The sequence below is a fragment of the Adlercreutzia sp. ZJ154 genome, from assembly GCF_011039055.1.
In the GTDB taxonomy this organism is placed as follows: domain Bacteria; phylum Actinomycetota; class Coriobacteriia; order Coriobacteriales; family Eggerthellaceae; genus Adlercreutzia_A.
The window spans coordinates 131,793-153,506 of sequence record NZ_JAAKEF010000002.1; the positions used below are offsets into that span (position 1 = coordinate 131,793).

Consider the following 21,714-nt stretch of genomic DNA (forward strand, 5'->3'; position numbering starts at 1 on the left):
CTAGGTGTGTGATTCTTTCGTGTGTGGCTTATTACTTTTCAAAAACAGTTTTATACAGCATGTTTACAGCATGCCATCATATCCATCATATAACACCTATAAGGATGCATTATGCAGCGCAAATGATAAGATGAATCTCAGTATTTTTCTCGAAAGGAATGGCGTTAGTAGCAAGATGGCAACATACATAGCTCACTATAGATCGCTCAACTCTGCCGCCGAACATATAAGCGGTCTTTTTGAGTTTGAAAGCAGCGCGCGATTAGGAACAAAAGCAAACGCACACGATGCCCGCATGCACATGTTGGAAGATTTTGGAAACACAGCACTTTCGTGGAACATTTATAAGATAGACCGCAAACGAGGCGACTCGCAACAAATAAACGGGCAACAAGAACTGGATTTTCGAAAGCCCACACGACGGCGCAAAACCGACACAAAACGCGGATGCGTATAGGAGACTAAATGAAGAAAAAGCAAATAAAATTCTTGAAAAAACTGGTTGAAACGCCTTCCCCGACAGGATCGGAAGAACATGTTGCCGAAATTGTTCGCGAGCGCATGGCGTACACAGCTGACTGGATAAACACCGATACCATGGGCTCTGTCCACTTAACACTAGATGGGCGCGACAACGGTCCTTCTCTAATGCTTTCAGCGCATATGGATGAAGTAGGTCTGATGGTAACTTACATATCCGATGAAGGCTTTCTTTCTGTGGCGTCTATCGGAGGAGTAGATGCAGCAATATTGCCCGGAATGCGCGTTGATGTGCACACATCCTCTGGCAAAGTGCGCGGAGTTGTAGGAAGAAAACCAATACATCTAATAGAAGCCGACGACAGGAAACAAGTTACCCCACTCGACAAACTGGTAATAGATGTAGGGCTTTCCGCCAAAGAAGTTAAACAGCGCATTCGCATAGGCGATGCCATAACTTATGGCGTTGGGTTCGAGCGCTACGGCAATGGTCTTGCCGTTTCGCGAGGCTTCGATGATAAAGTTGGAGTATTCATTGCATGCAGAGTAATGGAAAACTTGCTACAACTTGGTCGCAGTTCCGGAGACTTCACCGCAGCAATAACTGTGCAAGAAGAAATCGGAACACGGGGCGCAATAACCAGCGCACATTCAATTAACCCTGACATTGCACTAGCTTTCGATGTTACCCACGCCACTGACTATCCCGGAATAGACAAATCGAAATACGGCGATATACGACTCGGAAAAGGCCCTGTCATAGCGCGCGGTCCCAATATTAATCCCTGCGTGTTCGAGCGCTTAGTGGCAGCCGCAAAGGAGAAGAACATCCCATATCAAATTGAGGCAGAACCGTCTGTTACCGGCACCGATGCGCGTGCTATACAAATATCGCAAGACGGCATTCCTACAGGGCTTATATCAATACCTTTGCGATATATGCATACACCCACCGAAGTTATATCTCTAAAAGATGTGCAAAATGCAATAAAACTTATAACAACTTTCACTATGAACCTTGACAGAGATTCAAGCTTCATTCCCGGTATAGACAATATTGGCTTAGATATCGTAGACGACATGTTTTGCGACATGCGTAAAAATAGCGAAACGGATGGCGAAGCTGGCGAAAACAGCTATGCGCTAGATGAACCCGACCAAAGCAGCAGTAGCTTCCACGATGTGGCGCGTAGTGCAGCAGAATTTACCGAAGAAATGAAAGAGCTTATCGCCATGGCAGAGGAAACCAAAAAGCTTACCCGTGAAATTACGGGTACAAATGTTATGCCGGGTCCCACCATGGATGCGGCGCGAGTCGCAGAACTGTCTGATGAATCTGGCGACAGCACATTAAATATAGCGCGTAACCTTGATAATGTAGCGTTCGAATACGCAAGCGATGCCGAAGTGATGAACGAAACCAGCGCTTGTGCACCGGCGGGCTTCCCCGGCGCAGACCCAAGTCTTGAAGCGTGCGAACCTAAAGACGAATCGCTGCGTCCCGAATTATAGATGGAGAAAAATGGCTAAACAGGATTCTAAAACTATCGCCAAAAATCGCCGTGCATTTCATGAATACGAAATACTGGAAACTTTCGAAGCCGGCATAGAGCTTACAGGCACCGAAGTTCGATCGTTGCGAGATAATAACGCCCAGCTAACAGATGCCTTTGCGCTTATTCGGCGCGGAGAAACTTGGCTCTCAAATTTCCATATATCGCCTTATGCAAACGGCAATATAGCCAATGTCGACCCAGATAGGCGGCGTAAGTTGCTGCTACATAAAAAGCAGATACGCTATTTGGCTAGTAAGACCCAAGAAAAAGGTTTTGCACTTGTTCCGCTAAAAATATATTTCAACAAAAACGGTCTTGTTAAAGTTGAATTGGCACTGGCGCGCGGCAAAAAACTTCACGACAAGCGGCAAAGCATGCGCGAACGCGATATGAAAAGAGATATAGACAGAGCACTGAAAGATCATTCACGTAACTAGAAACCATCCACGAATTAGGGGTAAACAATGGAAAAAGATAACGACGTAAATTCCTCTGAAGAAACTGTTGAAGAAGTCTTCGAAATGGAAATTGCAGAAGATGACATATACGCCTATTTGGTCGATGGCGAAGACAACGAAATAGGCTTCATAATTATTGACGAAGCCGGAAATGAACAGGAATACTATTATGTTGATATGAGTGAATACGAAATTATAGACAGCGAAGATGTATCCACCGATAAACCTAAATCAAAATCTGATTCGAAATTGTCGAGCGAAAATGGCGAAGATGATTTCGACCTTGGCATAACTCGCGAAGGTGTAGCTGAAGCAACTGCGGACATGAATGACATTTACAAAGAAGGTGCCCAAGTGGCGGTGGAACTTAAAGAGACATTGAGCGACATACAGGAAGAACTTAGTTTCCTAAAGAAGCGTTAAAGTCACTAAAGTTGCCCAAATATGCCGGTTCGAATTGCGTTTAACATTACCGCAATTAACAACGCAAGTAGAACCGGCATGAATACACTAAATAAAACTAAGCCCGCTTTGCACCATACTTTTCATAATATGCATCAATAGAGGCTTTCATTTCGCCATCTATTACAACACGATTACCCATCTGCCGATCAAGTAAATAATCAACCACTTCCGACATAGTAACTATAGCCGCAGTGGGCATACTATATGTTTCGCTAACCTCTTCTAAAGCACTAATAGTTCCGCCCTTGCCAATCTCTTCGCGATTAAGCGAAACCATAAGCCCAACAACCTGAACATCTGCTGCAGCCTTCAAAATGGGATATGTTTCATCTATAGATTTACCCGACGTAGTTACATCTTCAACTATAAGAACACGATCGCCATCTTTTAGGTTGCTTCCCAAAAGCACACCGGTATCGCCATGGTCTTTTATCTCTTTACGATTGCTGCAATAACGCACTTGCTTTCCGTAAAGCTCGTTTATTGCCATTGCGGTAATAACAGACAGCGGAATACCCTTATAAGCTGGTCCAAATACCACATCAAAATCTAAGCCGAAGCGATCGTTGATGGCTTGCGCATAATACAATCCCAAGCGATGTAGCTGATCTCCAGTAACGTAAGCCCCCGCATTCATAAAGAAAGGAGATTTACGCCCGCTTTTAAGAGTGAAATCACCAAATTTCAGAACATCGCATTCAACCATAAATTCTATGAATTCACGTTTATATGTTTCCATTAAAATCTCCTGTCTTTGCGCCGTGTAGCTTACAATTTTTTGCTCATCCAACGATGCTCTACATGCTCGTCGAATTCAACGGGTCCGTATGCTGCATATCCGCTGCGCTCATAAAACGACATTGCGCTGCATTGAGCATGTAAATGTATCTCGGTAGCACCAGCATTTTCAGCAGCTCGTTCAGATTCTGCAAGTATTTCAGACCCTCTCCCGCCTTTACGATACTCGGGAAGCACAGCAAGCCTCCCAAATACCCACTTCCCTTTAATAGTATCTGTATTCGGTTCCATTTCGGACGGGAAAATGCGAGAACATCCTACAAGAGAGTCATTTTCGTATGCGCATATATGAATGCATCGCCTATCGGAATCTATTTCATCAAATTCGTTCTTGAAGCCTTGTTCCTGCATGAATACGCGCTCACGTACTTCTTTAGCACCAGCAAAATCATTCAATTTAAATTCCATATGCCTCACTCACTCAAAAGAAACGCGAACACTATCTGTGCGTAGGTATCTTATAAGAAAGCCCAAAGCAGATACAACCTGTATCACAGCTTCGGCTACGAGGTCGTGTACAGACCGCATTCGGATGCCCTGCATACGGCAAAGAAGGGCAATGTGGATACCGATATAGTCTTTCAGATGATGCTAGATTTATACGAAACTGAAAATTTGGACAAAATATTTCTTGTGTCGGGGGATGGCGATTATTGGCGGACGGTGCGGCATATCCGCGAGAAGGGTAAACTCGGGAGGGTTCTCCTGCCATCGCAAAAGAGGGCATCGTCGCTGTACAAGAGACTGCCGGAAAGCGATAAAGCCTATTTGGATAACCCTGATGTAAAAAGGAAGATTTCGAAATGAAAAATGGGGCTTTCGCTTAGGTATCTCTCCGTTCGCGTCCACCCCGTCGTAACGATGTCATTTTATCATGGGTCAAAGTGTGCTTTCAAGGGTACGAATGGTTATGTCGTATGACCACAGCGGTGATATATGCGATATATGCACGCTTCTCTTCCGATTCGCAACGCGACATTTCTAGACATATAGACAAAAACCGAAAGACGCTTGAGGAAATTCAAGAGATAAAGAAACGCGAACACCCCTGTTCAGAAGGTGTTCGCGTCTGTCTCTTATGGTGGAGCCGCGGAGAATCGAACTCCGGTCCATACTAGATCCCCAATGAGGCTCTACAAGCTTAGTCTGCGTTCAATATTCGGGAATCTTCGGTTCGCAGACGAGCGTCAGATTCCCTAGTCGGTTCAATCTTTTCTGCACCCATACCGACTACGTGATACAGAGCATTCCCCTAATCTGACGTCTTACCTGAATCGGGGAAGTTTCAGGCTCGACGGATGGCTGAATCTAAGCAGCCATGGCAGCTGGCATATAGTAGCCAGCCTTAGAAGTGTTAGTTTTGCCAATTAACTTTGACATTGCCCCTATTTAACGTGGCGAGACGACCACGACTTGCTCCTCATCTCAGACCTACCATGTCGAAACCAGTCGGCCCCTGATGTGTGGATTGCATTCTACGCCGAGCACAGGTGAAGTCAAGATAAATATAAAAATGTTTTCGAAATGTAACAGCTTCATGCCCACTAAAAACACAAATTATTTCTTATTATCAAAGTGCAAAATCAAGCAAATAACTACTACCTTATATTTTCTTTAATCCTGTTTCGTCAATTTGCATTTCGGTTATATTCCTCCAAAAACGCATAGGCATAAAATGCCTGCGCAATTCGGGATTGTATCTAGAATCTATGGAAACCGACCTATAAAAAGTACGCCACGCTTCTTGCATATCTATTTCTGTCGCCGAACGCATTGGCATAACAGACAATATATCGGCACTATCTATTTGAACAAGGCGCTTCTTGATACCGTCCCATACACCTGCCACACCATGAACCTCGTCAAATATAATAAATGGCTGCACATTGAAACGTTCTACAAAGTGACCTAGCACTAACGGCACAACAGAATCTTTTGGATTAACTTTCGCAAACCATACCTGTACACCATCATCTTTCAAATGTTCAAAGCGAGCAAATTGCCTTATGTGTTCGCATTCGTTATCTACGCTTCGAGTTATTTCAAACAAATGCGATACCGCCGGATGCGATATGTTAGATATAGCTTGGCTTCGCCCCTTATGCTCGTCCATCGCATAGCGAATAAATCTATATATCGATGCACCAGCATCTGCCCTAGATGATACCGACGCTTTGGCAATTTGAAAAAACGTCCGCCTACCACATTTGCGAATTATGCCACGTCGAACTCTTTCAGCATATTCCCAATTTGTAGAAACCGAGAATATACGCTGAGCTAATCTTAGCTGAATGAGCCCAGCTGGCACTACATCTGCTGGGTCTTCCTTATTAATATAAGCCTCAAACACAGAAGACAGCAAACCCTCTAACGTGCCGTCATATACATAGGCAACATCATCAAAAACTTCCACAGTAGATGAATATACCTCACTCATGCAGAAGCCCCCATAAGTGCTTGCGTATTATTCTCGGGAAGCGCTGTAACTTCTGCTAAAGACTCAAATAAACTCATCTGTCCTTTAATTGCACGGTCAGCGCGTCTGCCGTGGCGACCGCCTTCTATAGGTTTTTGCAGCGCAGCCAAAAGTGAATCTCTACTATATTCATACCCTTGCCCGCAATAAGTACCATTGCAAGTTATAAAGTAGCGTGCCCTATTAAACGCAATGCCCAGCTTTCGCAATTCGTATTCCCCAAGAGTACTTTGACGTCTAGCCCGCATTATCAGTTTTGCACCTCTAACACCTATGCCCGGCACACGCAAAAGCATCTCTCGGTCGCACGTATTCACCTCTATGGGAAAATGATCTAGATGATTCAATGCCCAATTTGCTTTAGGATCTACCCCCTCTTCCAAAAACGGATTCTGCTCATCTATTATTTCGTCTACATGAAAACCATAAAAACGTAAAAGCCAATCTGCCTGATACAGTCTATGTTCACGATTAAGCTGCACTGCATCGTTTGAAGGCAAGCGAACATCTTGCACCACTGGCAAATACGCACTAAAGAAAACTCGTTTCAACTGCATTTTCTTGTACAGCGAAGCCGCAAGGTTAAGTATTTGATAATCGCTCTCGGGGGTAGCGCCAATTATCATTTGAGTAGATTGCCCAGCAGGAGCAAATGCACGTGTAGCTTGTTTGGGTCTTGAGGTAGACATATAAACGGTTTTACTTTTCCGAACCATAGCGCGCGATTCGCTATCTTCTGCAATGGATTCCGATATTTGTCGCATAGGCAAAAGAATGTCAGTCTTGTTTTTCTGCGGGCACAAAAGACGCAAACTTTGCTCAGACGGAAGCTCCATATTAACCGAAAGCCTATCAGCCAGAAGACCCAAACGATTTAGAAGTTCTGGTGAAGTTCCTGGGACAGCCTTCGCATGTATATAACCGCGAAACTTGTATTCTTCGCGCAAAATGCGCAACGTGCGCAACATTAATTCAGTTGTATCGTCTGGGCTTTTTATAACCCCGCTACTTACAAAAAGCCCTTCTATATAGTTGCGCCTATAGAAGCCTATAGTTAAGTCAGCCAATTCACGCGGGGTAAAACATACACGCTGTATTTCAGCATTGCTTGAACGATTCACGCAGTAAGCACAGTCGTATATACATACATTTGTCATAAGCACTTTTAGTAATGTTACGCAGCGCCCATCTGGAGTAAAACTATGACAGCACCCCGCATTGCTAGTAGAACCAAGCTGCCCCATTTTTCCCGAACGATTTACGCCAGAAGATGTGCACGCAACATCATACTTAGCGGCATCCGCCAATACCTGAAGCTTCTGCACAACATCCATACGACCACCACAAACATTTGTTCTAACGAATATATGTTTGTATATTAGCCTAGCGCTTCGACACAGTCAAGAAAAAACCCGAAAGTAGGGATATAGGGGTTGATGCCGGACTCGTCATGCACATGCTCGCGCCATGCGCAGCCACTACCCTATCCACAAGCGGCAATATCCTACCTTGCTTGCAATGCATATCACCCACGACGAAGCTTTTGGTCACGGTTGCTACGAACTCTGATGGATATGTATTCTTTGAAGCGAGAACGATGAAGCAATGGAACAAGATGCAGAGACTCATCTCAAACCCAAGAAGCAGACAAAAATACTCTCGAAGAGTCTCAAATACTTGACGCGCTGCAATGATTTCCTTGTTCGGGCGACTTCCGAATCAAAGCACTATAAAAATTAGCTTGATATGCCTCTAGCTTTTCTTACCAAGAACATAAGCACGAGCACGCTTGGCAATTTTCGGAAAATCCTTCGGCTTTATGCCAAAGACACCCCAAACGGCGAGTTCCATGCAGAAAAACACTGTGAAATAATAAACAAATGTCAGCACCCATTCCCAACCTACTCCTGGAGCTGCATAGATGATGATGAAAATAGAAGGAGGCAACAAGAATAACAATGCGGTAAGCATTCCAGGAGAGTAGAAATGCTTCAAATGGTGGATCTTGATTCCAGCAATATGTATGAATGATTCGAATATCCCGAGGATTGCTGGGACCAACGCAAGCCAATGGACTCCGTTGAAGAAAAACGGTATGTATGCGAAAAACACAATGGCGATAACCACACACCCATGGGAACGCTCTATCTTTGCTTGATCTGAATTGTTGACACCAGTCATTCCTGTCATCAGCTTGTAGAAGCCTCCAGGAAACCTCGTCTCTTCCCATTCATGCAAAGTGATTCCGAATATGAAAAATGAAAGGGCAATCTGCAAGGGCGTGAGCGCAGCCCAATTGATGATCATGTAGATAAGAACAGCTATACCACCAAAAGTGAGGATATAGATATTGCTACGATCCCACCAAGTCATGATTGCACTCCCAACCTATGCTTCGCCACGGATCAGCGCAAGCATACGACCACGCATGATCTTGGGAAACTGGCGAAACGGGATATCATATGGACGATGCCTTCCATGATGGAAAGACATACGGGAAGCATAACGAGCCACCACGCGGTGTCGAAAAAGAACGGAATGATAGTAAATCCCAAGATGAGGCACATGGTAGGGATTCGGGATAGTCCTGCCAACTCATCAGTCACCTTAATCTTCAAAAGATTGTCTCCTATGAGGTTCAGGAATCCTCCGGGGAATTTCCCTTCCTCCCACTCATGCATAGTGAAAAGCCACAAGAATCCGATGATGAACTTCTGTATGATGCTCAACGTTGGCATGAATACAGCAACGCAAACGATAAAGGTGACTGCAATAAAGGTAAGCACTTCAAGATTGTATTTTGCGATCCACATTCGCATGGCGGACTCCTTATAAGATGTTCTATAATCCAACATCGTGTTGGTTGATTATATGATGCGCCGGTTCTTCTGATTCATCAACCAGCAAAAACCAATAGAATGTCGGTTTTTGGAGAGCAGATGGCAAAACCTAATCCCGAAAAAAGAGCCCGAACAAAACAAAGGTTAATGGATGCCTACATCACCCTTTTGAAAACAGATTCAGAGAATCCGATCACGGCACGCGCTGTCATAGAACAAGCTGCCGTCAACCGATCTACTTTCTATGAATATTTCGACAATGTTGGTGATTTAAGACGCGCTGTTGAGGACAACCTTATTGAGACTATGGTATCCACCGCACAAAATGCACTTGACTCAGGCAAAGATGCTGATCTCGCAGATCTTGTCATGAATGCCTATGTGAAGCATGAGGATCTCATCGGTCTTTTCCTTAGCCAGCAAAACACCTTGTACTTCACATCTCGTGTTAAAAGCGTACTCATGCCGCTCCTTGCAAACACCTTGGAAGAAAAGGTGAATCCTCAAAAGCTTCCTTATGTATCTAAGTTCGTTACAAGCGGACTTCTTGGCTTCTATAGTCATTGGTATGAAGACAAGCAGACCTTGCCCATTGAAGAATTGGTGCCGTTGGCACGTACTTTAGCTTTTTCCTGTTTAAATGCCGTGTCAGATACGGGAAAAAATAACCTTCTCCAACCTTCTGAATAGCTTAAGATTCCTGATTGGCGAGGGGTCGCAATTTGCGCGATTTAGGCGTCAGTGCCGGACGCGTCACGCACATGCTCGATTCGAGGCTATTAGATGGCTTTAGAAACGGTCGTCGCACTTACATCACTACAAAGTCGATTAACGAGCGTCTTTCCACCTCTAGAAGCGCAGGACGACCCAAGAAAACGGCTATGGCTTAGAAGAAATCTCCCTATCTTCAATCCTAAGATAATACATAAGAGGCGATCAGGGCATCAAGCTTCCGTATATCATTGGCTTCTATTTCCACAGCCTCTAAAGGTGTAGGTTCGGGAATATCCTCGCCATCTTCTTCCAATCCGTATATCACACATCCTAGAAGCTCGCGTGCCGAAAGCAGAGCATCTTCGTTTGGGCATATAGGCAGAAAAGTGTGTAGGATTCTGACATGACATCCCTGTTCAGGCAAGCTTTTTCTAAGAAAAAGTCAGTTATGGACAGGGGTGAGCAGTGTTTACTAGAAAATGTGCAATCTGCGGCGGCAAGACGAAGAAAAAGGATTCACAAAAGCAGGAAGGCAGAGGTGGAGATGTACCTTATGCAGAGGCTCTAGTGTTAGGAAAAACGATACCTCCGCAAGATAGCTTAAAGTGTTTGTTGGATGGCGTTTGGGTAAACTCTCTCAAAGTTGACGCTAGATTACGATCCAACTCATCCGCATACTAGTTCAAAAAAGTTAGAAAAATGGTCAAAACTTCCAGCTTTCCATGGTCATAGCGCCACATAGTTAACTTGAATTGTGGAGAACACTGGGCAAACAAGGTTCTTCAATTCCATTTTGATTCGTAATTGGCGTAATTTAGCATTATAGACTGTGGAAAGTCGGAAGTTTTGACCATTTTTCGCCTAAAAAGTGACGAAGGCAACACACGGTCTGGTTTGGTCAGAGTTCCACAACAGCGCGCCCTATCCATATGCAATCGACTGAGCCTTACACACTTTTCTGCCTATATCACACATCCTAGAAGCTCACGTGCCGAAAGCAGAGCATCTTCGTTTGTCTATCCGCTGGTAGCTACGTCTAGATCGGGAAATGTGACTGCAATTTCTTCGCCGGATTCATAGGTGAATATCGCAGCAATCTGCAGATTTGAACATATGAAGCAAATATCAGAAGCAAAGCAGGTCAAGCAAGAAATCTCACTTGACCTGCGATAAATTCTGGAGCCAGCGACAGGAATCGAACCCGCAACCCACTGATTACAAATCAGTTGCTCTACCGTTGAGCCACGCTGGCAAACAAGGTTGTATTATAGCCTACATAATTGAAACTGGTAATAACACTTCACATTCGTCGGTAGAAATTTTCGAAATCTCTAAAATCTCTAAAATGCGCCTGCGCCTATAGCCTGCGCCTATATTATTCGCTTAGCAAACGATGGCTTATAGGTATCAAAAGTGGAATAACATACACCTTCCCCTCTGCCGGCAGCATGTATATAAGTGTTGTCGCCCACATAAATACCTACATGATGCGCACCGCCGCGCGAACCCCAAAACAAAATGTCTCCACGCTGCAGTTGATCCATTGGCACATCTATTCCATATTGTGCCTGAGAATAACTGGTGCGCGGAAGCTCAATCCCTAACGCTTCGCCAGCGCAATATTGCACAAGACCAGAACAATCGAAACCAGAAGGCGTGCGCCCGCCGCGCACATATCTTGCACCAATATTGTTTTCAGCCACAGACACCAAAGCCTCTACCTTAGCAGTCTCGGCAACACCATTAATCTGACTTCCAACCATATTTCCTAGCGTATTTTCGCCGCTGGCTTTATCGTCCGCTGCAGCAACAGGATCGGCAAACGCCAACTGCACAAGAGGAGATTCCGCCCACTGAGACACATATAACATAGTAGTAAGAAGAAGCGCTAGAAGAATGCAAAACGTTATGAATTGGGACCTAACCCTTTTCATTAAATACAAATAGATATCCTAACCTCGCCTACAATTGCGCAAATAAGGCTACCTTGCAATTGCCTTTCATTGCCTTCAGAACCAACATTCCTACAATTCAACTACAGGTTTGCAACATTTTCTTCACAAAATACCAGCGTATGTGTATTTTTTAAGTCAATTGAGTGCAGGTTTTCTGTATTAAGCACACATTTGGCTTTTGTCAAATCAGCGCAGAATAGCTCTAATCGCAACAAAAATCGGGAATAAAACTTTCGCTAGCAGCAGCACCTTGTTGCCAAAAATAATCTTCAATTCCTATTGTATCAGCGAAATCTAGTACCGCCTCATATTCACTATCGCTCACGCATCTAGCAAGTTCTGGAAAACGCCGCAAACACGCAGCAGCCCTACTGCTTCCTTGCTGCGCCAAGCGGGGCAATACGGGAGTGTACTGATTCATTATCGACAGTCGCACGCTATCTCCAAATTCCTCATGAACACGCCGGACAACCTCAATAGACTCATCTACATGACCGGGCAACACCAAGTGACGCACCACAACTCCAGACACCATCCGCTGAACGCCCCCAAATTCGTCATATGTAGGAGCCCCCACCTGATCTATCATTGCCCCAATTGCCGCCGCCGCAACATCTGCGTAATCGGCTACCCCAGAAAGTGAAGCTGCAAGATTAGAATCTGCATACTTATAATCTGTTAAATACACATCTACATAACCGCTGTTAGCACGTATAGCATCCACTGTTTCGTATCCGCTGGTGTTCCATACCACAGGCAGTCGCAGCCCCCGATCTTTTGCGACACCTATAGCCAGCCGCACACTGGGAGCAAAATGCGTCGGCGTAACCATATTCACATTCATAGCACCCATTTTCTGCAGCGACAAACACGACTGCACAAGCATGTCCACACTGAATTGTTGTCCACACCCACCATGCGATATCGCAGAGTTTTGGCAATACGAACAAGCCAGCGAACATCCCGTAAAAAATATGGTGCCACTACCAACATTCCCACTTATAGGTGGCTCTTCCCAAGCATGCAAACCTACACGCGCAACAGTCATAACAGCACTAGATGCACAAGCGCCACGCTGCCCATCCCGCCGATTAACCCCACAAGCACGTGGGCACAGCATACAGTGTGAATAATTGTGCGGAATAGTCTGCTCAGACATACTTTTAATATACGTGAAAACTGCTGCTAGTTTACCGAATAGCCAAAGCCTATCGAACCGCTATCGTCGCTATCGTCGTAGTCGTCAAAGGCATCATCGTAATCATCTTCTGAATATATGCCATCTTCCTGCGCGTATAGCGTCTCGGCTCTCGACCAGTCAAGCCCATTAGCAGCACACGCCGCCTCTTCGCCATATACTAGCGCTAATGCCACAGGGGCTTTATCAGCGCCGCCTATAACAGCCAGCAACTCCAATAAATGCATAGCCGATTCTGCCTGAGGCATTATTAGCTCGTAATCGTCAGCCGCCATTATCGCAGCCGACAGTTCACCCATAAGCATTTCGCAAGTAAAAGAGCTATCGAAGCGCTCATCGCGAATAGCTTGTATTATCGCTTGGGCCCCAAAGTCGGAAAACTCAATCTGAATTTCGCCCATCTCAATGCTAGATATCGACCTTTTCGATGCCATAAATAACGCATGCGCTTCTATTGCCGAAATAACACCAGCCACTGTCTGTAAGGTATTTGCCGCACGCATCAACTGCGCCGCGCCACCACCGCCCACAATTTTTACTTCGCAAAATATTGCATCCAGCAAATCTTTTGCTTCCACAACGCAACCGTCTTCACCGGAGGCAAAGCAAAAAATATTGTCGCGCGCAAAAGCGTCCGCCAATGTCATATCCTTAACAACAAGCGGGGCTTCAACAAACTTCAAGTCGGACAAAGTAGCTATGGCATTCATTTCGCGCGCAAAATTTGGAGTAACCGAACTAAGATCAACTATCATCGACCCCGGCTTCATAACCTGCATAAGCCCATTATCGCCAAAGCATAAATCTTCCAAATCGTTCATTGTGGGGAAATACGTTATTACCATATCGGCTAATTCGGGTTCGCCTTCGCGGTGCCATCCAGCCTCTTCCAGTCTGGGAGAAATAGCCTCTATAAGATTATCGCAACCTCTATATGCATAAACACCCACGCTATTCCGCCTTCCTTATGCGATTAGCTATACGGTCAGCTACAGACATATTCTCGCGCTGATCGCTTCCCCAAAAAGCTATTGCTAACATTCCCGGTCCAACATGCGAACCAATTACAGGTCCTATTGAAGATTTAATAATTAGAGGATTTTCGCCCCCCTTGTTAAGCGAATCGCAAAGCCGTGCCATATCTTTTTCGCAATCCGTGTTACCAACCATTACATAATTGCCTCGCCCATTAAAGTCAACGTGCTTGGCGTAATATTCAGCTAGCTGCTTTATGCCTTTTTTGCGCCCACGCGCCACTCCTACCAACTTCAGCGTACCATCGGTGTCTATGGTAAGCATCGGCTTAACATCTAATGCCGCACCAGCCACAGCCACACTAGAAGGTATGCGTCCACCACGCTGAAGCGTATCTAAGTCATCAACCATAAATTCGCAATCGACAAAATAGCGCGCCTCACTTGCCCACTGTGCTAACTCTTCGGCAGTCAGCCCCTTTTCCATCTGATTTATCGCTTCAAAAACGACTACGCCTTCAGCAATAGATGCCAAGCGCGTGTCAACCAAATACAATTCGAAACCTTCGTGGCGTGAAAGCACCTGATCGCGCACCATTTCAGCCACACTAAAACTGCCCGAAAGCCCACTTGTGAACGACAAATACACCGTAGGCGTTCCGTCTTCAGCTGCCGCTTCAAAAGCGGTCGTAAGCACAGGCACCGAAAGCTGCGATGTAGATGGCTGCGCGCCTTTGCGCATGGCATCGTAAAAATCGGACGCACCAAGCGTTTGAAACATATCGTCTTCAAATGTGCGCTCACCCACTATATAGGGGAATTTCAACAACGTAACGCCTTCGCGGTTTAGCAGTTCTACCGGCAGGTCACAACATGAATCTACTATTAAATTGCATCTACGCATAATTTTCTCCTAGCGCTAGTCTAAACTGCCACTGAAAGATCAGGATTATCACTTGTAAGTTTCCCTTTAATAAATTCTACACACTCATAAGCAATACCTATAGCAGGTCCAACATGAACGCCCACTACGGGGCTTACGGGATGCACTTCCACATCGGTACCAGATATTTCTCGTACTGTCTCAAGCAACTGCTCTAACGCTTTGGTTTTCTTGCCTATATAGTGAACTACAACTCTTTTCAAGCCGTACTCGTCAACGTCGCTCTTAAATGCTTGAACCATAGCAGCTACCGCCCGCTTGTGCGTGCGAACTTTTGCCAATGTATCGGGCATGCCATCAACCACCGTTAAAATTGGCGAAATCTGGATGACGGTTCCCAAAAGCGCCGAAGCTGCACCTATACGCCCACCAGCACGCAAAAATGCCAACGATTCCGGTATAAACAAGAACCTAGAACGCATAACCGCTAATTCAGCCGCAACAATCACTTCTTCAAACGATGCACCCATATCGCGCTTATCGGCAGCATCTAGCACAACAAAAGCCTCGTCAGATCCGGCAGATGTCGAATCTATCATCGCGCATTGGAAATTTATATTGCGCGATTTCACCATGCGCGCAGCACGTATCGCGCCTTCTAAAGTACCAGACAGCTTAGACGATATGAAAATTCCCACAACGCTATCGCCCGCTATAGCTGCATCTTCCAAAATGCTTTCCAGAACATGCTGCGACGGCTGACTAGATGTAGGAATATTATTTATGCGCTGTTCGATGGTTTCATAAAAGCCATCTATGTCCATTTCGGTTTCTACATGTTCAACTCCGTCATAGTTAACGAACAGCGAAACCACCTCTATGTTACGCTTTCGGGCAGTATCTTCAGTAATAGATGCAACCGAGTCTGTAATTATGCGTATCATTTTATTTCGCTTTCAAAACAGTTGGCTTTTATCTGTCTATAGAACGAAGTTGCGCTACAAGGTTTTGCCTGCGCTCGTGCAATCCGCGCTCAAGACCAACAGGATAAGTATGCGGATTCAACATGCGCAACTGCGTTTCATCCAAAGTTTCAAGTTGCTCACTGGCGCGGTTTCGTGCCACTTTTGCATCGGTGAACGACTTATCACAAACTATAGCGCCATTGCGAATAAAAGGCTGCAACAACACAACATTGCGTTTGCCCTTCAATTGCTTTTGACGCAGAGGATCCATCGGATCGACTATCACCTCAGATGCATCAATTTTACTATTTACATCGTAGACCATATCGCCTGCAACATGTCCATCTTCGTTAAAATAACGACGCACATTTAGCACGCCGGGCATTGTTAACTTCGCAGCCGATTCAGATATCTTCAACCGGTCTTTCCATGTGTTAGACCCCGCAGGCTTAATTGCCGAAAGCTTATAAACGCCACCAAGAGTGGGCTGATCGTAACCTGTAGCAAGCCGCGTACCTATACCCCAAGCATTTACAGGTGTACCTTCATCCATTATTGATTCTACGGTACGCTCGTCCAAATCGTTTGAAAGCACAATGCCAACATCAATCAGCCCAGCATCGTCTAACATTTTGCGCGCTTTCCTAGCAAGCCACGCTAAATCGCCAGAATCTATGCGTATTCCTGACAATTTTTCGCCGCGCTGGCGCATCTCTAGCCCAACTTTTATTGCATTGCGCACGCCTTCCTCAACATCGTAGGTGTCAACCAAAAGCGTGCAGTTCGACGGAAAAGAGCGGGCATATTCCCTAAACGCTTCCAACTCGCTTTCAAACGACATTACCCACGAATGCGAATGCGTACCCGACACTGGTATTCCATAAAGCTTTCCAGCAAGCACGTTGGAAGTTGAAGCGCAACCGCCCACAAACGCAGCACGGCTTGCCCACAAACCACCAGTGCCCTGTGCGCGGCGCAACCCAAATTCTGCCACCGGCATTCCATGTGTTGCGCGGCATATGCGCGCAGCTTTTGTGGCTATAAGCGTCTGGAAATTTACACAGTTAAGCAACATTGTTTCTAGCAATTGACACTGCATAATAGGTCCGCTGACACGCATTATCGGCTCATATGGAAAAACAATTGTGCCCTCAGCTACCGCCTCAATATCTACATTTAGACGCATATCCATTAAAAACTTCAGGAAATCCGCATCGAACATGCGCGTTCCATCTGGCGATTTCACGCTAGCAAGATAGTCGATATCTTCCTGAGAAAAACTATAATCAGCCAACATCTGAGTTAGCTGTTCCATTCCGCAAGCTACAGCATACCCACCGTTAAATGGGTAGTCGCGAAAGAACATTGTAAAAGTAGCTCGGTCGTCTATTTTGTTAGAAGCCCAATATGCCTGCGCCATCGTAATTTGATACAGATCGGTATATAAAGCCCAATCGAGACGCATTATTTATCGCCGCCCTTTTTGTTGCCACCAGACGCATTGCCACTTGCATCGTTTGCGTTCTTGCGCCGCCTAGGTCGCCTTTGTTTATGCGAGAAAGCCTGCTTCTTATCGTCGGCATCAGCACGCGAAAGCGAGGATGACTTATGCCCCGGACGCAAAACTTGTCGTTTCTGCCCATTTTGTTTCTGCGAATTTGATGATGCTTTCTGCTTCTTTTTGGGTTGCACTTTTGGCGAATCTGCCTGAGAGTTTTCGTTTTGAACGCGCTGAATTTCGCCGCCTGATATTTTCGTGGAACGCCTACGGCGCGGAATTCTTTTCGGATCGGTCTTCGTAGGTGCTTGCTGTGGCTGCGGCGATTGATCTGCCGCAGACGCACGTCCACTACGCTTGCGAGGCTTTCTGTGCGTATCAACCGAAGAACCCAGTATGCCCGCGCTGGGCTCAACTTGCGAATGTGACCTGTGCAATTCGCCTGCTATAGCCAATTTATCATTACCTGTAAATTTTGATATCTCAAAACTTGCTGTAGTACTAAACAACTCTGTACTTTTTCCCTTAGCGTCCTCCCACGCCTCGGCACCTACAGCACTTGGACGTTTGCCATCCCGAGCAGGTTCAAATGCTGCAAGCGGAACCTTTATAGGTTTTTCTTCATCAATCTGCAGAACTATAACTTCGCGAGGAACATCAAATTCTATTACCCTAGCTTCCCCGTCGGGCGTCTGAATAGGAGCCCGAAGTTTAGGAGCACGCTGCTTAAAGTCGCAGTAAGCCTCGTTTTCGTAACGCAGACAGCACATCAATCTGCCGCACAAACCGGATATTTTCTGCGGGTTCAAAGACAAATCTTGATCTTTTGCCATACGAATAGACACCGGATTAAATTCGCCGCCCAATCGCTTACAGCAAACCACTTGCCCACAGTGTGCCAATCCTCCCACAATGCGCGCTTCGTCGCGAACGCCGATCTGTCGCATATCGATACGCACATGAAAACGCGCAGCAAGTTTGCGCACCAATTCACGAAAATCTATGCGGGCTTCGCTTTCGAAGTAAAACACCGCTTTGTCGCCATCTAGCAGATACTCCACCGAAACCGGATGCATATCTTCGCTAGTTTCACGCGCGAGTTCCCGAAATACCACCATAGCTTCTTTCGAGAGCCGCTCCATTTCCTCAGCTTTTTGCAAATCTTCATCCGTAGCTATGCGTTTAACAGGCTTAAGCGGACTTTTCAGATTTTCTATATCCTCGGCAGAAACCTCGATAATTTCACTTGCGCACACGCCTAACTCTAAGCCGCGTGCGGTTTCTACAACAACCTTGTCACCTGCCTTTAGGTCTAAACCTTCAGGGCTAAACCAAAGTGTATGCACGTTATATGCAAGGTTAACTGGCGCTACCAGTGCCATTCAAACCATCCTTTATTTCTAAAAGTAGAACATCTATGCATGTTTCTGGAGATACATTATAGGACAGCATGCCCGAAAGCTGACTTACAGAAGCCAACGCACGCGATACAGAAGCCACATCAGCGGCAGCGGCAACTGCCTGTATGTCGGACATAACGTCAGTATTAATAACAAGTTCAGGCGTACCTGCACACACCACAAGCACATCTCGCAGCCAAGATATTGCAATATCAATTGTTTGATTCAGGTATTCGCGCGTCTTCGCCGACATTTGACGCTTATTGCGAGCTTCTATCTGGCGCATAGCCGACTTCTCCAGAAAATCGGCATTCGCAGAAATTTCTTGCTCAAGCTGCACGCGAACAGCATCTAGCGGCGCTTTTGATAGCTGCACTAGATCGCGTGCGTGGCGAATGATATGCCAATCGTCTGCCGTATCTATATCAGCCAAGATTTTTAGCACCTTGGCGCGAAAACCAACACGTTCATTTCCCGACGCACGCAGAAAAGCCACAGCAGCCGAAATTGATCCACCACAAGCCTCTATCGCCTGCCGTGCAAGTTGCGGTTGCGCACCTGTATTCTGGCTAACAATGCCCGCAGCCTCGGTCGGCGGAATGTGGCGAAACGGAATAACCTGACAGCGCGATACAATTGTAGGCAGAACCGAATTACGTGTGCGCCCCATCAAAATAAACACAACATTATCGGGTGGTTCTTCCAGTGTTTTCAGGAACGCATTCGCGGGCGCAACTCCCATAAGATCTACCCTATCAAGTATGTAAACTTTAATGTTAGCCTGTATTGGTGCCAGAGCAACATCTGATGCTATTTCGCGTATTTGCTCTATTAGCCACCCGTTCATGCCAGCCGGTTCTATAAAGTGAACATCGGGATGCGTGCGGCGAACAATACGAGAACAATTATCGCAATAACCACACAAACCGCCGCCCGGACCTTTTGCCCCTTTAGGACACAAAAGCGCACGCGCTAGTGCATACGCCGTAGCCGTTTTGTTCGAACCCGCAGGACCAGTAAAAAGATACGCATGAGTTATGCGCTCTGAACGAACGCTAGTGCGAAGCAAATCGCGTACTTGCGGCTGCCCAAGTATGCTCTCAAACGCATCAGCCACGCGCGCCTCTTTCACACCCATCCTCAATGTTTGACGCAGCGCTTGCATCATGTGTAGCCTCTATACCCATGCGTGCACACACAAGCTCTATAACGCGCTTCGCCGTTTCCTCTTCATCATCTTCTGTAACAACCCTAACAATTCGCTGCATATGTGCATTGGGCATATTCGCAAAGGCATTGCTTACACGGTTATGAAAATCTGCCCCAGCTAACTCTAGCCTATCGCTAGCACCACGCTTTTCAATGCGTCTTACCTTCTCTGAAGTGTCTGGCAATTCCATCAGTATTGTTAAATCTGGCTGCAAGCCACCAGTAGCAAAATTGTTAGCAGCTTCAACAAATTCAGCGGAAAGACCGCGCCCTGCAGCTTGATAAGCCAATGTAGAATCGGTAAAGCGATCGCATATGACCACCTTATCAGCCTGCAAAGCAGGAATTAGAACCTCGCGCACCATCTGCGAGCGCGCCGCCTCATATATAAGCAACTCGCACTCTGGAACCATCTCGGAATTGCCGCTGTCAAGCAACACGTCGCGCAGCTTTTCACCTATAGATGTGTTGCCGGGCTCACGCAGACACAGCACATCGAAACCCATACTAGATAAGGTTTCAGCAAGCAGATGCACATGTGTAGATTTCCCTACACCATCGTCGCCTTCGAAAGTTATAAAAAAACCACCCAATATAGAATTCCTTAAGCATTCTCTGCGCATTTACGCACAGCAGCGGCAACAGCTTCAGCCACACGCGGATCAAACGGATCAGGCATAACAAAATCTGCCGATAGCTCATCTTCGCTTACAAGGTTAGCTAGGGCTTTTGCAGCAGCCAGTTTCATAGGCTCGGTTATCCGCTCCGCGCGCGCCTGCAACGCTCCCTTAAATATGCCGGGGAAAGCTATAACGTTATTTACTTGATTCGGAAAATCGCTACGACCAGTACCAACAACAGCAGCACCCGCAGCCAGCGCATCTTCCGGGTATATTTCAGGTACGGGGTTCGCCATAGCAAACACTATTGGCTTATCTGCCATATGTTCCACCATTTCGCGAGTTACCACACCGGGCGCACTTACCCCAACAAATACATCGGCACCCACCATTGCATCTGCCAACGTACCTGACATATCTTGCAAATTTGTTACCTCTAGCATTGCACGCTGCGCCGAATTTATACCTTCCAACTTCGAAGATATTATTCCGCGGCTACCACACATTATTATGTTCTTAAAACCATACGACAGAAGAAGACGCGCTATTGCAATACCGGCTGCACCCGCGCCGCTCATAACCACACGCACATCTTCTACGCGCTTGCCCACAAGCTTCAGCGAATTTATTAATGCCGAAAGTACAACAATAGCGGTACCATGCTGATCGTCGTGGAAAACGGGTATATCCAGCGCATCGTTTAGGCGCTCTTCTATTTCGAAACAGCGCGGCGCAGATATATCCTCAAGGTTTATTCCGCCAAACACAGGCGCTAGTTTTATGCACGCATCAACAATTTCATCAGTATCTTGCGTATCTAGGCATATCGGAAACGCATTAACGTCGCCGAAAGTTTTGAACAGCGCGCACTTGCCTTCCATAACAGGCAGCGCTGCCCTAGGACCAATATTGCCCAACCCAAGTACCGCACTGCCATCGGTTACTACAGCTACCGTATTAGCCTTTATCGTGTAGTCATACACCGCCTGCGGATTTTCAGCTATAACTTCACAAGGCTTAGCAACACCCGGCGTATAAGCCACCGCAAGATCGTGCCGCGTGGCAATATTCATTTTCGGAGTTGTATCTATTTTTCCATGCCATTGCTCATGTTTTTCAAGTGACTCTTCTGCTATACCCATGGTCTTCTTCCTGCGTTTTTGCAAATGTTATCTAGCGTCTGCGATTATACCGCACACCACCATATGACATTCTGCGAACCGCA

At 46.1% G+C, this 21,714-nt stretch carries 23 protein-coding genes, 1 tRNA gene and 1 other RNA gene; 6 read left to right on the forward strand and 19 right to left on the reverse strand.

Going from position 1 to position 21,714, the window contains the following annotated elements; translation table 11 throughout:
* Positions 1–175: 175 nt before the first annotated feature.
* The 4 genes from G7Y37_RS01790 to G7Y37_RS01805 are packed head-to-tail and all read left to right on the forward strand — an operon-like array spanning position 176 to position 2,917.
* Positions 176–457: a hypothetical protein gene (locus tag G7Y37_RS01790; RefSeq protein ID WP_165060868.1), complete on the forward strand. Its 282-nt coding sequence runs from the start codon at positions 176–178 to the stop codon at positions 455–457.
* Between the two features lie 8 nt (positions 458–465).
* Positions 466–1,992 (forward strand): M42 family metallopeptidase, encoded by a 1,527-nt coding sequence (locus G7Y37_RS01795; protein WP_165060870.1) that lies wholly within the window; start codon positions 466–468, stop codon positions 1,990–1,992.
* 10 nt (positions 1,993–2,002) lie between these two features.
* Entirely contained in the window at positions 2,003–2,473 is a 471-nt protein-coding gene (smpB, locus tag G7Y37_RS01800) for an SsrA-binding protein SmpB (protein ID WP_165060873.1), read from the forward strand.
* Positions 2,474–2,500: 27 nt separating this feature from the next.
* The gene (locus tag G7Y37_RS01805; protein WP_165060876.1) at positions 2,501–2,917 is read left to right on the forward strand and encodes a hypothetical protein; all 417 of its coding nucleotides are present in this window, start codon (positions 2,501–2,503) and stop codon (positions 2,915–2,917) included.
* A gap of 97 nt (positions 2,918–3,014) precedes the next feature.
* On the opposite strand, the gene pyrE is transcribed toward G7Y37_RS01805, so the two are convergent.
* Both pyrE and G7Y37_RS01815 read right to left on the reverse strand, forming a co-directional pair.
* Positions 3,015–3,698 (reverse strand): orotate phosphoribosyltransferase, encoded by a 684-nt coding sequence (pyrE, locus tag G7Y37_RS01810; RefSeq protein ID WP_165060878.1) that lies wholly within the window; start codon positions 3,696–3,698, stop codon positions 3,015–3,017.
* A 29-nt stretch (positions 3,699–3,727) separates the two neighbouring features.
* On the reverse strand, positions 3,728–4,165 hold the full coding sequence (locus G7Y37_RS01815) for a GNAT family N-acetyltransferase (protein WP_165060880.1): 438 nt from the start codon (positions 4,163–4,165) through the stop codon (positions 3,728–3,730).
* A gap of 78 nt (positions 4,166–4,243) precedes the next feature.
* Here G7Y37_RS01815 and G7Y37_RS01820 point away from each other — a divergent pair, with 78 nt between their 5' ends.
* The gene (locus G7Y37_RS01820) at positions 4,244–4,564 is read left to right on the forward strand and encodes an NYN domain-containing protein (protein ID WP_255463896.1); all 321 of its coding nucleotides are present in this window, start codon (positions 4,244–4,246) and stop codon (positions 4,562–4,564) included.
* 272 nt (positions 4,565–4,836) lie between these two features.
* Here G7Y37_RS01820 and ssrA read toward each other — a convergent pair.
* From ssrA to G7Y37_RS01845, 5 genes are all read right to left on the reverse strand, one after another.
* Positions 4,837–5,214, reverse strand: a transfer-messenger RNA (tmRNA) gene (ssrA, locus tag G7Y37_RS01825).
* A gap of 146 nt (positions 5,215–5,360) precedes the next feature.
* Positions 5,361–6,194, reverse strand: a complete 834-nt coding sequence (locus G7Y37_RS01830; RefSeq protein ID WP_165060884.1) for a TIGR03915 family putative DNA repair protein — start codon at positions 6,192–6,194, stop codon at positions 5,361–5,363.
* Positions 6,191–7,567, reverse strand: a complete 1,377-nt coding sequence (locus G7Y37_RS01835; RefSeq protein ID WP_165060887.1) for a putative DNA modification/repair radical SAM protein — start codon at positions 7,565–7,567, stop codon at positions 6,191–6,193. Before G7Y37_RS01835 ends, G7Y37_RS01830 begins: the two co-directional genes overlap by 4 nt.
* Before the next feature lie 418 nt (positions 7,568–7,985).
* A complete protein-coding gene (locus tag G7Y37_RS01840; RefSeq protein WP_165060889.1) occupies positions 7,986–8,606 on the reverse strand; it encodes an HXXEE domain-containing protein in 621 nt (206 codons plus the stop codon).
* A gap of 32 nt (positions 8,607–8,638) precedes the next feature.
* Entirely contained in the window at positions 8,639–9,052 is a 414-nt protein-coding gene (locus tag G7Y37_RS01845) for a hypothetical protein (RefSeq protein ID WP_165060891.1), read from the reverse strand.
* Between the two features lie 120 nt (positions 9,053–9,172).
* Between G7Y37_RS01845 and G7Y37_RS01850 the strand changes: the two genes are divergently transcribed.
* Positions 9,173–9,763 carry a TetR/AcrR family transcriptional regulator gene (locus tag G7Y37_RS01850; RefSeq protein WP_165060894.1) on the forward strand — a complete coding sequence of 197 codons (591 nt, stop codon included), beginning with the start codon at positions 9,173–9,175 and terminating at the stop codon, positions 9,761–9,763.
* A gap of 223 nt (positions 9,764–9,986) precedes the next feature.
* Here the strand turns inward: G7Y37_RS01850 and G7Y37_RS09180 are convergent, their stop codons facing one another.
* The 12 genes from G7Y37_RS09180 to G7Y37_RS01910 all read right to left on the reverse strand — a co-directional run bounded on the left by G7Y37_RS09180 (position 9,987) and on the right by G7Y37_RS01910 (position 21,631).
* On the reverse strand, positions 9,987–10,211 hold the full coding sequence (locus G7Y37_RS09180; RefSeq protein WP_241155959.1) for a type II toxin-antitoxin system HicB family antitoxin: 225 nt from the start codon (positions 10,209–10,211) through the stop codon (positions 9,987–9,989).
* A 753-nt stretch (positions 10,212–10,964) separates the two neighbouring features.
* Positions 10,965–11,039: transfer RNA gene (locus G7Y37_RS01860), tRNA-Thr, on the reverse strand.
* A gap of 118 nt (positions 11,040–11,157) precedes the next feature.
* A complete protein-coding gene (locus tag G7Y37_RS01865) occupies positions 11,158–11,721 on the reverse strand; it encodes a C40 family peptidase (protein ID WP_241155965.1) in 564 nt (187 codons plus the stop codon).
* 223 nt (positions 11,722–11,944) lie between these two features.
* Entirely contained in the window at positions 11,945–12,901 is a 957-nt protein-coding gene (locus G7Y37_RS01870) for a radical SAM protein (protein WP_165060900.1), read from the reverse strand.
* A gap of 26 nt (positions 12,902–12,927) precedes the next feature.
* On the reverse strand, positions 12,928–13,890 hold the full coding sequence (locus G7Y37_RS01875; protein ID WP_165060903.1) for an NAD(P)-binding domain-containing protein: 963 nt from the start codon (positions 13,888–13,890) through the stop codon (positions 12,928–12,930).
* A 1-nt stretch (position 13,891) separates the two neighbouring features.
* A complete protein-coding gene (locus G7Y37_RS01880) occupies positions 13,892–14,818 on the reverse strand; it encodes a DegV family protein (protein ID WP_346773609.1) in 927 nt (308 codons plus the stop codon).
* A 20-nt stretch (positions 14,819–14,838) separates the two neighbouring features.
* Positions 14,839–15,741 (reverse strand): DegV family protein, encoded by a 903-nt coding sequence (locus tag G7Y37_RS01885; protein ID WP_165060906.1) that lies wholly within the window; start codon positions 15,739–15,741, stop codon positions 14,839–14,841.
* Between the two features lie 28 nt (positions 15,742–15,769).
* Positions 15,770–17,227, reverse strand: coding sequence for a nicotinate phosphoribosyltransferase (locus G7Y37_RS01890; protein WP_165060908.1), 1,458 nt, complete (start codon positions 17,225–17,227; stop codon positions 15,770–15,772).
* Positions 17,227–18,642 (reverse strand): regulatory iron-sulfur-containing complex subunit RicT, encoded by a 1,416-nt coding sequence (locus tag G7Y37_RS01895; RefSeq protein ID WP_165060910.1) that lies wholly within the window; start codon positions 18,640–18,642, stop codon positions 17,227–17,229. Before G7Y37_RS01895 ends, G7Y37_RS01890 begins: the two co-directional genes overlap by 1 nt.
* A complete protein-coding gene (locus tag G7Y37_RS01900; protein ID WP_241155960.1) occupies positions 18,620–19,828 on the reverse strand; it encodes a DNA polymerase III subunit delta' in 1,209 nt (402 codons plus the stop codon). Before G7Y37_RS01900 ends, G7Y37_RS01895 begins: the two co-directional genes overlap by 23 nt.
* Positions 19,770–20,462 (reverse strand): dTMP kinase, encoded by a 693-nt coding sequence (gene tmk, locus G7Y37_RS01905; protein WP_165060913.1) that lies wholly within the window; start codon positions 20,460–20,462, stop codon positions 19,770–19,772. Before tmk ends, G7Y37_RS01900 begins: the two co-directional genes overlap by 59 nt.
* A gap of 11 nt (positions 20,463–20,473) precedes the next feature.
* Positions 20,474–21,631 carry an NADP-dependent malic enzyme gene (locus tag G7Y37_RS01910; protein WP_165060916.1) on the reverse strand — a complete coding sequence of 386 codons (1,158 nt, stop codon included), beginning with the start codon at positions 21,629–21,631 and terminating at the stop codon, positions 20,474–20,476.
* Positions 21,632–21,714 lie beyond the last annotated feature (83 nt).